Source organism: Gemmiger sp. An50, assembly GCF_002161595.1.
Taxonomy (GTDB): Bacteria; Bacillota; Clostridia; order Oscillospirales; family Ruminococcaceae; genus Allofournierella.
This window is the reverse complement of the sequence record NZ_NFID01000013.1, coordinates 98,460-110,212: the sequence shown is the minus strand read 5'-3', so window position 1 is coordinate 110,212 and position 11,753 is coordinate 98,460. Positions and strand designations below refer to the sequence as shown.

Below are 11,753 nucleotides of genomic sequence, written 5' to 3'. Positions count from 1 at the left end.
TTGTTTAACGTGATTTTCCATCACGATAAGGTTCCGTTCAAGCTTCGATATTGTTCAATTTTCAAGGTCCTGTGCCGCTCTCCCTCGCGGGACAGCTTGTTTATTATATCTCGCAAAGTCTTGTTTGTCAAGCACTTTTTGAAATATTTTTATTAGCTTTTCAGCGGCTCGCTGTCTCTCGCGACAGCTTGATTATAATACCACACCATGGAACACATGTCAACAACTTTTTTCAATTTTCTTTCTCTTTTTTCGCGAAGCCCCGTTTTTTCCGCATATAATTGCATTATATATAAGGCGTTTTTCGACTCGCTTCATTATTGTGGTTTTTCCATGCCGAAAACTTTTTCATCTTTTTTGAGAAAAAGCCTTTTCAAAGCCTTGAAAATATGATAATATAATTTCTGCACCGATTGATGTGCGCTCGTGGCGCAGCTGGATAGCGCGTTAGACTCCGACTCTAAAGGCCGTGGGTTCGAATCCCGCCGGGCGCACCAAAAACCCCGAATGCGATTGCGTTCGGGGTTTTTACTTATTCGCCATTCACTTTTCACTCACTTCTGCTGCCTGCCCGGGCTTTTGGAAGGAAATTGTAAAGAAGTACCATTTCAATGTTCCAAAGGCTGCTGCATTTCCAAAAGAAATGCAGCAGCCTTTTTTCTTTTTCTTAATTCATTTCTGCCGGCAAATAGGTTTGCCCCGGCACACGCCGGGCATACAGCGTCTCCAGCCGGGCAAGCACCGCATCCCGGTGCTGGGCAAAGGGCCTGCTGTGGCTGACCAAAAACCATTCTGCCCGCAGCCCTTTCAGTATTTGCAGCTGCTGCGCCAGTAAACTCACGTTGTATACCGCCTGGCCCGCCTTGACCGCCGGATAAAGGGCGTCTCCCAAAAAGGCATAGCCGCCGTACTCCATCCCTATACAGCCTTTGGCATGAATGGAAGGCAATGGGAACAGATGTACCCCCTCCGGCAAAAACAGATCCTGGGAAACCACAATCCCTCCGCCGGCTTTTTTGCAGGTGAACGCGCCGCCATAAAAGGTCTCGCACTCCACCCGCCCCAGATTGCCCATATGGTCCGGATGAAAGTGGGACAGCACCACCGTTTTCTTTCCCGGCAGCGCATTGACTGCGGCAGCCACATCGGGCGTACTGCCCACATCATAGACCCAGAGCATTTCGTCTGTTCGCACCAGACCCACGTCCGCCGAGAGCGGCGATTCCGTGGCGGGAAGGTATCCGACCTGCCCGGTCAGCCATTCCCATTTCATACGGATTCCTTCTTTCCTTTATATAAGAAGCCTCTCAGGCTGTTTCCAGTTGTTCATAGGATACCTGCTCCTGCAAAAATGCCCGCAGCTGTTCCACCGAACCCGCTTCCAGATCCTTTTTCTGCAGAACAAGCGCCCGCTGCCCGCAGACCGGCACCAGCAGCGCATCGGTCTCGCACACAAAGAAGAACTCCGGGTACTCAAAGCACTGCGCATCCTCATCGTTACCATCGCTCAGAATCATGCCCGCTTCGGTGAACTCCACCCGGACGTTTTCCGGATTTTCCACCGTCCCGCGCCGGCGCACAAGCTCCCGTGCCCCCCGGTCAAAGCCGGACTCCTTCCGGTGCATTCGTTTTCCGGCCAGCGCCCAGATCCCCACCGCAAGGCAGAGCGCTCCCGGCGCCAGCAACGCTTTCAGCGAATCAAACGCCAGCAGTGCACCCAGACACAAAATCGCACTCATGACCAGATTCAATCCGGCCATCAGCGTTCGCTGCGTGCTTTTCATCGCCGCGCAGCTCAGCAAAAAGCCAAAAATGCTCAGCACCAGGGGCCCTGCCATTGCCTTGGACTCCATCACGGAAGGCACCAGCAAAAACATGCTCACCGCCCAAAGCAGGATACCCAGCACGCCCTCTCTTTTGCGGCGTTTTTTCAGCACCTCCGGGTCCGCTTTCGGCACCCGGTCCAGCCAATCAGTGAGCTGCCACAAGGCCGGAAGCCGTTTTCGGGACTCCAGCTGCGTGTACCGCTCCAGCACACGGCTCAGCTGAGGAGTCAGCGCATCGTCGATAGGGGTAATTCTGAACAAAAATCCGGATTCCATGGCCGTTCCTCCTCCGGGCAAACGCTTTCTTTGGGCCCAGTATAGCATGGCATCCTTTGTATTTCGTGAATGGTTTTTGAATTTTACTTCCAGTCAGAACAACAGCTGTTCCGGGTCGATGCGGTCCGCCTCAGTGATCGGACGAATCACCCGGCAGGGCACGCCCGCAGCCACCACGCCCGCCGGGATATCCCGGGTGACCACGCTTCCCGCACCGATCACCGAACCCTTGCCGATGGTCACGCCGCCGCACACCACAGCGTTGGCGCCGACCCACACGCCATCCTCCAGCGCGATGGGCTTGGAGGTCCCGATTCCCTGAGCCCGCTGCTCCGGGTCCAGAGCATGACCGGCACAGGCCAGACACACGCCCGGCGCCAGAAACACGCCCTCTCCCAGGTTCACCGGCGAGGTATCCAGAATCACGCAGTTATAATTGATCACCACCAGGCCGTGGGTGTGGATATTGAAGCCGTAATCGCACCGGAAGGAAGGCTCGATGAAGGTGCGCGAATTACAGGTACCCAGCAGCCGTTTCAGAAGCTCTGCCCGCTTGCGCCAGTCGGGCGGGGTCTGGTTGTATTCCCAGCACAGCTTCTGTGCATTCTCCTTCCACTCATTGGGGATATTCGGATTGATCCCCATATATCCCAGCGGGCTTTTCAGGCATTCCATTTTCTGATCCATTCTTATCCTCTTCCTTTTTCGCCTGCGGCGTTTTTCTCTATCATATCATCTGGGCGAACTTTCGCCAATTCCCACGCTTCGCACTTTTCGGCCGGGAATTTTTTTGTTATACTAAATGTGTCTGCCCATTTGAGGCATTCAATTCCCAAGATTGACGAGAGGAGCCTTACTCCCATGCGTTCCAAAAAACTCTGGATCAATGTGATCTTCGCGGCCGCACTGCTGGCCGCCGCCGGGGTGCTGTTCTGGATGAACAGCGGCCGCGGAGCGGGCGGTGTGGCGGAACTCACCTACGGGGACGACAACACCGTGATGGAGATCCCCCTGAACAAGGATGCCCAATACGACATCGACACCGGCTACTACACCATCCACCTGACGGTGGAGGACGGCCGCATCGCCTTTGTGGATTCCCCTTGCCCGGATCACAAGTGCGAGGGCTTCGGCTGGCTGAGCCGGGAGGATGACTGGGCCGCCTGCCTGCCCGCCCGGGCCACTCTGATCGTACTCAGCGAAAACTGAGCCGTTCCCCTTCCCCTTTGCCGGGCGGAAAAGGGGATATTTTATGTCAAAAATGATGTTTTCCACCTTATTTTCGCAAAATCCAGGTAAAATATTTCGTGCTTTTTCGGCCCGAATCCGTAAAATAATGGTATAATGGGCATTGGTATACACACATCACAATATTCAGGAGTCTGTGTTTTATGACCATTTTCAATGTGATCAATCTGGCCGGCGGCATTGCGCTGTTTTTATACGGCATGTCCATCATGGGCGCCGGCCTGGAAAAACTGGCCGGCGGCAAGCTGGAAGGCGTTTTGCAGCGGCTCACCCGCTCGGTTCCCCGTGCGGTGCTGCTGGGCGCGGTGATCACCGGCCTGATCCAGTCCTCGGCCGGCACCACCGTGATCTGCGTGGGCCTGGTGAACTCCGGCATCTTCACCCTTCCCCAGGCCATCGGCGTGATCATGGGCGCCAACATCGGCACCACGGTCACCGGTCAGCTGATCCGCCTGTCGGATATTTCCGGCGGCGGCTGGCTGCTCACCATGCTCAAGCCCAGCACCTTCAGCCCGCTGGTGGCCTTTGCGGGCGCGATTCTGTTCGTGTTCTTCAAGGCGCCCAAAAAGCGCAACATCGGCCAGATCATGATGGGCTTCGGCATCCTGTTCACCGGCATGTTCACCATGGAGGCCGCAGTGGCCCCCTTGAAGGACAGTCCCTTCTTCGTACAGCTGTTCTCCAGCCTGCAGAACCCCATTCTGGGCGTGCTGGCCGGTGCACTGGTCACGGTGGCCATTCAGTCCTCCTCGGCCAGTGTGGGCATCCTGCAGGCGCTGTCCACCACCGGCGCCATCACCTGGGGCAGTGCCATTCCCATCATTCTGGGCCAGAACATTGGCACCTGCTCCACCCCGCTGATCGCTTCCATCGGTGCCTCCACCGGCGCCAAGCGCAGCGCCATCGTGCACCTTTACTTCAACGTGATCGGTACCACCGTCTTCCTGGTGGGCGTCTACGGGCTGAAGGCCGTAGGCCTGTTCCCCTTCTGGGACCAGGTGATGAGCAAGGGCGACATCGCCAACTTCCATACCCTGTTCAACGTACTGGTCACCCTGATGTTCATGCCCTTCACCCGGGCGTTGGCCTGGCTGGCAGAAAAGACGATTCCCGAGCGGGCGGAGGATGCCCAGGACCTGTCGCTGCCGGTGCTGGACGAGCGCCTGTTCACCAGCCCCGCCGTTGCCCTGCAGCAGGCCCGGGCCGCGGTGGAGAAGATGGGCAGCCGCGCCTCCACCAACTTCTGCAAGGCCTTCGGCCAGCTGGAGCACTACAACGACGAGGTGACCCTGAACATCCAGACCCGCGAGGATCTTCTGGATAAGATGGAGGTCTCCATTTCCGATTATCTGGTGAAGATCGGTGACCGGGAGCTCACCGAAAATGAGAACCGCCAGATCACCGAGCTGCTCAAGCTGATCGGCGAATACGAGCGGATCGGTGATTATTCCATCAACATTCTGGAATGCGCCCAGCGGGTGCAGGACCGGGAGCTGCATTTCTCCTCCGCCGCCAAACAGGAGCTGGAGCTGCTGTACCGGGCCGTGAAGGAGATCCTGCAATTGACCTCCGGCGCTTTTTCCGGCGCAGACCTGACCAAGGCCCAGCAGGTGGAACCGCTGGAGGAAACGGTGGACCAGATCTGCTTTGCCATGCGGGAGCGCCACATTCTGCGGCTGAAATCCGGCCGGTGCGAGCTGGAAGCGGGCATTGTGTTCCTGGACATCATCACCAACGCCGAGCGTGTATCCGACCACTGCTCCAACATTGCCGGCCGCCTGGTGGGCAATGAGCTGGACGTGGACGCCCACGCCCGCAAGCAGGCTCTGCACGCGGGAGCAAACCCGGAATACAACCGCCTGCTGGAGGATTACCGGCAGAAATACCTGGAGCTGCTGCCCCAGATGGCCTGACCGCTCCCGGATTTTTAAATTGCCATACCGCCCCATGCCATGCGCATGGGGCTTTTTGTTTGCCCCGAAAAAAATTTTGCGTCAATCTCTTGACAAAGGCGTTAGTCGGTGCTAACCTTGTATTGCAGTTAGAAGAAGCTAACTCAATGAGAGCCACCGGGCCCGGGACGGGCGCCGCGTGTGAAGGAAAGGATGCGTTATGATGCCCATTTCTATGGCAGCGGCCGGTCAGTCCTATGTGATCCGGCGGCTCAGCGGCAATTCCGAGGTACGCGCCCATCTGCGGGCGCTGGGTTTCCACGAGGGAGTCAGCGTCACGCTGATCAACCAGCTGCAGGGCGATGTGATTGTCCATGTAAAGGACGCCCGTATCGCCATCAACCAGGAGCAGGCTCTGCATATCTATGTGTAAACGGCGGCGGGCCTTGCCCGCTGGCTGTTCACGATAAGCCGGCCCAGCGGCCGGAGCTTTGAGGAGGAGAAACGAACATGACCCTACAGGACGCAAAAGTCGGCACCCGGGTGACCGTGCGCCGCATCAACGGCGAGGGCGCCTACAAGCGCCGCATCATGGACATGGGCCTCACCAAGGGCAGCGAGATCCACATCCGCAAGGTTGCCCCTCTGGGCGACCCGGTGGAGATCACCGTGCGAGGCTACGAGCTTACGCTGCGCAAGGCGGACGCCGCCTGTGTGGACGTGGAACCGGTGACCGCATAAGCGGCGCGGTCATTTTTTTCGCCCAATAGTTAGTTCAAGCTAATTCAGGTTTGCTCAAGCGAACCGCAACTGGAGGTGGCATTCACAGCTATGGCAATCACCATCGCACTGGCCGGCAACCCGAACTGCGGCAAGACCACCATGTTCAACGCGTTGACCGGCGCGAATCAATATGTGGGCAACTGGCCCGGCGTTACCGTGGAGAAAAAGACCGGCAAGCTGAAAACCGGCAAAAAGGGCGAAGTAGTCGATGTGACCGACCTGCCCGGCGTATATTCCCTTTCCCCCTATACGCTGGAAGAGGTGGTCACCCGGGATTACATTTTGAACGACCGCCCGGACGTGATCATTGATCTGGTGGACGCCACCAACATCGAGCGCAACCTCTACTTGACCGGTCAGCTGATCGAGACCGGTATCCCGGTGGTGGTGGCGCTGAACATGAGCGACCTGGTAAAGAAAAACGGCATCCGCATCGACGTGGCCGACCTTTCGCTGCGGCTGGGCTGCCCCATCGTGGAGACCAGCGCCCTGAAGGGCACCGGCCTGAAAGAAGTGGTGGCGGAAGCTGTGAAGCTGGCCAAAAGCCGTCAGGTCAAGCGCCCCGGGGCCATTTTTGAAAAGGCAATTGAGGAAAAGATTTCTGAAGTTTGCGCCAACCTGCCCGCCGGTGTGCCGGAGCAGGAGCAGCGCTGGTACGCCATCAAGCTGCTGGAGCAGGATGCCAAGGTGCTGGAGCAGCTGCATCTGGATGCAGACAACGCTTACAAGCCCCTTGCCGATGCCATCGCCAAGGAATATGACGATGATGTGGAGGCGGTCATCACCGACCAGCGCTACCGCCACATTCAGGGCCTGGTGCACGCCACTGTGAAAAAGCCCGCCGGACAGATGAGCCTGTCCGACCGGATCGACCGGGTGGTGACCAACCGGGTGCTGGGCCTGCCCATTTTCCTGCTGATTATGTGGGCGGTGTACTTCATTTCGGTTTCCACCGTGGGCACCTGGGTCACCGACTGGACCAACGACACCTTTGTGGGCGGTATCCAGGGTATGGTGGGCGACCTGCTGACCGGCGCAGGCGTAAGCGATGTGCTCATCAGCCTGGTGGTGGACGGCATCATCGGCGGCGTGGGCGCAGTTCTGGGCTTCGCGCCCCAGATGGCGATTCTGTTCCTCTTCCTTTCCATTCTGGAGGACTGCGGCTACATGGTGCGCATCGCCTTCGTGATGGACCGGATCTTCCGCCACTTCGGCCTTTCCGGTAAGAGCTTCATTCCCTTGATGATCTCCTCCGGCTGCGGTGTGCCCGGCATCATGGCCTCCAAGACCATCGAGCAGGACAACGACCGCCGCCTGACCATCATGACCACCACCTTCGTGCCCTGCGGCGCAAAGCTGCCGGTCATTGCCCTGCTCAGCGCGGTGATGGCGGGCCAGGCCACCGGCAGCAAGCTGCTGGCGGCAAACCTGGGCCCGGTGATGTATCTGATCGGCATTGGCGCGGTGCTGGTGTCCGCCATCATGCTCAAAAAGACAAAACCCTTCTCCGGCAAGCCCGCTCCCTTTGTGATGGAGCTGCCCGCCTACCACATGCCCAGCGCCAAAACCGTGCTGATGCACGTATGGGAACGGCTGCGGGGCTACCTGATCAAGGCCGGTACCATTCTGTTTTTGGCCTGCGTGGTCATGTGGTTCCTTTCCAGCTTCGGCTTTGAGAACGGCGCCTTCGGCCTGGTGGAGGACACCTCCGCTTCCCTGCTGGCCGTAGTGGGCAGCGCCATCGCCGTGATTTTCGCCCCCCTGGGCTTCGGCCAGTGGCAGCCCGTGGCTTCCTCCATCTCCGGCTTCACCGCCAAGGAGGCCATCGTTACCACCATGGGCGTGCTGGCCAACGTATCCGAGGATCTGGTGGAGGACACCGGCGCAGTTGCCGCCGCGGTGGGCGCCTGGTTCCCCTGCGCGGCCGCAGGCTTCTCCTTCCTGGTCTTCAACCTGCTGAACAGCCCCTGCCTGGCGGCCATCGCCACCATGGCCAAGGAAATGCAGGACCGCAAATGGTTCTGGTTTGCTATCCTCTATCAGAATATCTTCGCCTATGCAGTGGCGCTCATCGTCTACCAGCTGGGCGGTCTGGCCGCCGGTCAGGTGGCCGTGAACCCCTGGACCTTCATCGCCTTCGCGGTGCTGGCGGTCATGCTGTTCCTGCTGTTCCGTCCGGACCCCTATAAGGCAAACCGGGTCTACGCCAAACGTTCGGTGGAGGCCGCCGCGTAAGCCATGGGTGAACCGTCTGTTTCCATGCTCTATGTGCTGGCCGCGTTTCTGGCACTCTACTTTGCGGCCATGGGCCTGTTTCGCCTGGCGGACTGGCTGAAAAAACACTTCAAAAAATGAGCCGCACGCGCTGCGGCGGAAAGAAGGTGCTTTTATGAATCCTGCCGATTGGATCGTACTCGGGATCGTTGCGGTGCTGCTGGTGCTGGCCGTTCTGGCCACCAGGAAACATTTTGGCGGCAAGGGCGGCTGCTGCGGATGCTCCGGCGGCTGTGCCGGATGTTCCGGCAGCTGCCACGCGGGCGGGCATTGCAGCCACCCTGCACCGGACCGGAACGCCCCCGCCTCAAATCATTCCCGGTGAGTGCCGCCGGTTTTCAATTGAGACATTCCCCTAAAGATTTCTTCCAATCTTCTTTTTCAAACAGCAGCACCGCCCGGGAAATACTTCCCGGGCGGTGCTGCATTTTCCGCCTGTTTTTCCACAAGAACGGCCTTTCTCTGTGGAAAACCCCAGCGACACAAAAAATACGCCGGAGTATTCTCCGGCGTACTTTGAAAAGCAGATTATTTTAGGAAGCCCTGGATGATCTTCTCCTCGGCTTCCTCGCTGGTCAGACCCAGGGTGCGCAGCTTGAGCAGCTGCTCACCGGCGATCTTGCCGATGGCGGCCTCGTGGATCAGCTGAGCATCCACATGGTTTGCCTCCAGACCGGGCTGGGCCAGCACCTTGCCGTTCTCGGCCAGGATGGCGTCGCACTCGGAATGGCCGGTGCAGGCGGCGTTGCCCTTCAGGGTGGAATAGAACTCCTGACGGGAGTTGCCCCGGGCCACGCTGCGGCTCACCAGGTCACAGGCGCTGCCCTCGCCCTCCATGCGCACCACAAAATCGGTGCGGGCGTACTCGTCGCCGTCGGTCATGATGCGCTCACGCACCACCAGGCGGGCGTCCTTCTGCAGCACCGCGCGGGTCTTGCGGGTGGTGCTGGTCACGCCGCCCAGCTGCACGGTGTCCATCTCCAGGCTGGCGCCCTCGGCCAGCTCGATGTCGGTCACCGGGTCAATGCGCTTCTCGCCGGTGCCGCTGCCGGTGGCGATGTGCTTTTCCAGATACAGCACCTTGGCGTTCTTTTCCAGGAAGAAGCGGTGGATGCCGTTGTGGCGGGCCTGCTCCTCGCCTTCGCTGTGCACGCCGCAGCCGGCCTGCACAGTCACGTCGGCGCCCTCGCCGATATAGAAGTCGTTGTAGACCAGATCGTCCACACCGGCGTGGGTCACGCAGGCGGGGATGTACACGGTCTCGCCCTTGGTGCCGGGCTTGACCCGGATCACGATGCCGGGCGCACCCTCTTTGTTCTCAATGGAGATATTCTCGGTGGACTGGCGGCCAGCGCACTGGCTGTCCTCCCGGATGTTGAAAGCGCTCTTTCCGTCGATGGGGTTGGCGGAGATCAGGCGCAGCAGTTCGTCGGTGATCTGGTTCATACGATCGCACTCTCCTTTTCCAGCGGGCAGCGCACCGCGTGTTCATTGGCCAGCAGCTGGGGCAGGATCTCCTGCCGGGGGCCGTGCTGGCGCACCTTGCCGTCGGCGATCACAACGATCTCGTCGGCGATGGACAGGATACGCTCCTGATGGCTGATCACCAGCAGGGTGCCGGTGCTCTTGGCGCGCAGCTCCTCAAAGGTCTCCACCAGGCGGGCAAAGCTCCACAGGTCGATGCCGGCTTCCGGCTCGTCGAAGATGGACAGCTTGGCCTTGCGGGCCAGCACGCTGGCGATCTCGATGCGCTTGATCTCGCCGCCGGACAGGCTGGCGTTCAGCTCGCGGTCGATGTATTCGCTGGCGCAAAGGCCCACCTTGCCCATCAGCGCGCAGAGCGCGCCCTCGTTCAGCTTTTCACCTGCGGCCAGCTCCAGCATATCCCGCACGGTGAGGCCCTTAAAGCGCACCGGCTGCTGGAAGGCGTAAGCCAGGCCCTTTTTGGCCCGCTGGGTCACGTCCAGATCGGTGATGTCCTCGCCGTCAAAAATGATGCGGCCGCCGGTCAGGGTCTCCACACCGGCGATCAGCTTGGCCAGACTGGTCTTGCCGCCGCCGTTGGGGCCGGTGACCACCACCAGCTTGCCTTCGCCCAGCTCCAGGTCGATGTCCTTGATGATGCTCTCGCCGCCCGGAATGCTCCAGGCCAGATGCTCCAGTTTCAGCATAGCATTCTTCCTCACTTTATTTTCAAACCACAGGCCCGGAATGGGCCGGTTCTTTTTTATTAACCTACACTATTATGGTCCAGTTCGTCAAAAATGTCAATATCCCGCCATTTCGGCTCCTCGGCCGCTTCCGGTTCCTGCTCCGGTGTTTCCAGCTGCGGCTGCTCAGACTCTGCGGCCGCCTCCTGGCTCTCTTCCAGACGCGGGGCGCTCAGCTCGTCCTCCAGGCCGGAAAGATAGCTGCGGGACCCGATGATGCCCATCACCTTTTCCAGGCGAAGCTTGCCCTGCCAGTAGCCCTGGGCGGCCATCATATAAGCCGCGCCGGTGCGCTCGGCCTGCTCCAGCAGCGCGGCCAGGTCGGCCTGCTGCTCCTCGCCGGTGAAGGGATGCTCCCACACCTCCGGCAGCGGGGTCTCGTTTTTGCCGGTCCCCTTGAGACGGGCGGGGGTGATGTGGCCGGTGATGAAGCCGCGGCCGCCAAACAGCGGCTCCACCAGCCAGAAGAGGGCGTATTTGACCCGCATCCGGCTCACAAAATGCCGGCGCAGCAGCCGGGTGTGGACAAAGCTGTCCTTCACCGCACGGCGGCTCACGGTCTGGCCCAGCGCCGCCCGGATGCCCGCCTGCAAAAGCTCGGCCGCACCCTCCAGCGCCTCCTCGCTCAGGGCGGGGGTGTTCACGTCCACCGGCACCGCGCTTTTTCCGGTATCCTTTTGGTGGAGAAAGCTGTCCAGTGCGATCTCAAAATAGCCGTGGCCGCCCGGCATGCCGTAGGCAGCGCCCGGCTTGGTGATCATCACCACATAAGGGTGCAGCGCGCAGTCCGCCGCGTAGTGACACAAAAAGCCCAGCGCGTAGCTCTGCTGAGCCGGAGTCTTGGCCGTTTCCAGCAGCGCCTGCAAAAATGCACCGGTGTTTTCATTGTGCAGCCGGTCGCCGATCTTGGGCAGGTCCTCGCCCCGGCGGGCGCTCTTGCGCCAGACCCGGTAACAGAACAGCATATCCGGCCCGTTGGCGCCGCAGTCGAAGGCCGCGCGGTCGGCGGGTTCGATGTTCGCCAGGCGCGCCGCCGCCCGGGCGGTTCGGATGTGAGTATAGCCTTCCGGCATGGAATTCAATCTTCCTTTCAGCCCCCAGGCCTTGCCTTGATGCGGGGGCGGTAAAATCGCTGAAAAAAGGGTATGCGCAAAAACCACGCATACCCTTTTATATTACACGATATTGGTTAATTTCTCAAGGCAATACTGCACAATTCCAGGTGGTGGAGCACGCCGGAAAAT

12 protein-coding genes and 1 tRNA gene are annotated in these 11,753 nt (G+C 59.6%); 7 read left to right on the top strand and 6 right to left on the bottom strand.

What is annotated here, in order from left to right; translation table 11 throughout:
* The first annotated feature begins 420 nt into the window (after window positions 1–420).
* Window positions 421–497: transfer RNA gene (locus tag B5G03_RS12045), tRNA-Arg, on the top strand.
* A 170-nt stretch (window positions 498–667) separates the two neighbouring features.
* Here the strand turns inward: B5G03_RS12045 and B5G03_RS12040 are convergent.
* The 3 genes from B5G03_RS12040 to B5G03_RS12030 all read right to left on the bottom strand — a co-directional run bounded on the left by B5G03_RS12040 (window position 668) and on the right by B5G03_RS12030 (window position 2,789).
* On the bottom strand, window positions 668–1,273 hold the full coding sequence (locus B5G03_RS12040; protein ID WP_087181943.1) for an MBL fold metallo-hydrolase: 606 nt from the start codon (window positions 1,271–1,273) through the stop codon (window positions 668–670).
* A 34-nt stretch (window positions 1,274–1,307) separates the two neighbouring features.
* Entirely contained in the window at window positions 1,308–2,102 is a 795-nt protein-coding gene (locus B5G03_RS12035) for a YcxB family protein (RefSeq protein WP_087181942.1), read from the bottom strand.
* 93 nt (window positions 2,103–2,195) lie between these two features.
* Window positions 2,196–2,789 (bottom strand): sugar O-acetyltransferase, encoded by a 594-nt coding sequence (locus tag B5G03_RS12030; protein ID WP_087181941.1) that lies wholly within the window; start codon window positions 2,787–2,789, stop codon window positions 2,196–2,198.
* A gap of 174 nt (window positions 2,790–2,963) precedes the next feature.
* On the opposite strand from B5G03_RS12030, the gene B5G03_RS12025 reads away from it, so the two are divergent.
* From B5G03_RS12025 to B5G03_RS12000, 6 genes are all read left to right on the top strand, one after another.
* The gene (locus tag B5G03_RS12025; RefSeq protein ID WP_087181940.1) at window positions 2,964–3,311 is read left to right on the top strand and encodes a NusG domain II-containing protein; all 348 of its coding nucleotides are present in this window, start codon (window positions 2,964–2,966) and stop codon (window positions 3,309–3,311) included.
* A 182-nt stretch (window positions 3,312–3,493) separates the two neighbouring features.
* Window positions 3,494–5,263, top strand: coding sequence for a Na/Pi cotransporter family protein (locus B5G03_RS12020; RefSeq protein ID WP_087181939.1), 1,770 nt, complete (start codon window positions 3,494–3,496; stop codon window positions 5,261–5,263).
* Window positions 5,264–5,462: 199 nt separating this feature from the next.
* On the top strand, window positions 5,463–5,675 hold the full coding sequence (locus B5G03_RS12015; protein ID WP_242962439.1) for a FeoA family protein: 213 nt from the start codon (window positions 5,463–5,465) through the stop codon (window positions 5,673–5,675).
* A gap of 77 nt (window positions 5,676–5,752) precedes the next feature.
* Window positions 5,753–5,983, top strand: a complete 231-nt coding sequence (locus B5G03_RS12010) for a FeoA family protein (protein ID WP_087181938.1) — start codon at window positions 5,753–5,755, stop codon at window positions 5,981–5,983.
* Window positions 5,984–6,073: 90 nt separating this feature from the next.
* On the top strand, window positions 6,074–8,260 hold the full coding sequence (gene feoB / locus B5G03_RS12005) for a ferrous iron transport protein B (protein WP_087181937.1): 2,187 nt from the start codon (window positions 6,074–6,076) through the stop codon (window positions 8,258–8,260).
* A 154-nt stretch (window positions 8,261–8,414) separates the two neighbouring features.
* A complete protein-coding gene (locus tag B5G03_RS12000; RefSeq protein ID WP_087181936.1) occupies window positions 8,415–8,624 on the top strand; it encodes a hypothetical protein in 210 nt (69 codons plus the stop codon).
* Between the two features lie 203 nt (window positions 8,625–8,827).
* Here the strand turns inward: B5G03_RS12000 and B5G03_RS11995 are convergent, their stop codons facing one another.
* Genes B5G03_RS11995 through B5G03_RS11985 form a run of 3 tightly spaced genes read right to left on the bottom strand, consistent with a single transcriptional unit; the run spans window position 8,828 to window position 11,582 of the window.
* Window positions 8,828–9,745, bottom strand: coding sequence for a SufB/SufD family protein (locus tag B5G03_RS11995; protein WP_087181935.1), 918 nt, complete (start codon window positions 9,743–9,745; stop codon window positions 8,828–8,830).
* Window positions 9,742–10,470, bottom strand: a complete 729-nt coding sequence (locus B5G03_RS11990) for an ABC transporter ATP-binding protein (RefSeq protein WP_087181934.1) — start codon at window positions 10,468–10,470, stop codon at window positions 9,742–9,744. The genes B5G03_RS11995 and B5G03_RS11990 overlap by 4 nt, the downstream gene beginning before the upstream one ends.
* 59 nt (window positions 10,471–10,529) lie before the next feature.
* Window positions 10,530–11,582, bottom strand: a complete 1,053-nt coding sequence (locus tag B5G03_RS11985) for a zinc dependent phospholipase C family protein (RefSeq protein ID WP_087181933.1) — start codon at window positions 11,580–11,582, stop codon at window positions 10,530–10,532.
* Window positions 11,583–11,753 lie beyond the last annotated feature (171 nt).

Bases quoted from the DNA above. Each gene is read 5' to 3' on its own strand.
- B5G03_RS12010 (WP_087181938.1), top strand. From the start codon at position 5,753: ATGACCCTACAGGACGCAAAAGTCGGCACCCGGGTGACCGTGCGCCGC.
- B5G03_RS11985 (WP_087181933.1), bottom strand. From the start codon at position 11,582: ATGCCGGAAGGCTATACTCACATCCGAACCGCCCGGGCGGCGGCGCGC.
- feoB (WP_087181937.1), top strand. From the start codon at position 6,074: ATGGCAATCACCATCGCACTGGCCGGCAACCCGAACTGCGGCAAGACC.
- B5G03_RS12025 (WP_087181940.1), top strand. From the start codon at position 2,964: ATGCGTTCCAAAAAACTCTGGATCAATGTGATCTTCGCGGCCGCACTG.
- B5G03_RS12040 (WP_087181943.1), bottom strand. From the start codon at position 1,273: ATGAAATGGGAATGGCTGACCGGGCAGGTCGGATACCTTCCCGCCACG.
- B5G03_RS11995 (WP_087181935.1), bottom strand. From the start codon at position 9,745: ATGAACCAGATCACCGACGAACTGCTGCGCCTGATCTCCGCCAACCCC.
- B5G03_RS12015 (WP_242962439.1), top strand. From the start codon at position 5,463: ATGATGCCCATTTCTATGGCAGCGGCCGGTCAGTCCTATGTGATCCGG.
- B5G03_RS11990 (WP_087181934.1), bottom strand. From the start codon at position 10,470: ATGCTGAAACTGGAGCATCTGGCCTGGAGCATTCCGGGCGGCGAGAGC.
- B5G03_RS12000 (WP_087181936.1), top strand. From the start codon at position 8,415: ATGAATCCTGCCGATTGGATCGTACTCGGGATCGTTGCGGTGCTGCTG.
- B5G03_RS12020 (WP_087181939.1), top strand. From the start codon at position 3,494: ATGACCATTTTCAATGTGATCAATCTGGCCGGCGGCATTGCGCTGTTT.
- B5G03_RS12030 (WP_087181941.1), bottom strand. From the start codon at position 2,789: ATGGATCAGAAAATGGAATGCCTGAAAAGCCCGCTGGGATATATGGGG.
- B5G03_RS12035 (WP_087181942.1), bottom strand. From the start codon at position 2,102: ATGGAATCCGGATTTTTGTTCAGAATTACCCCTATCGACGATGCGCTG.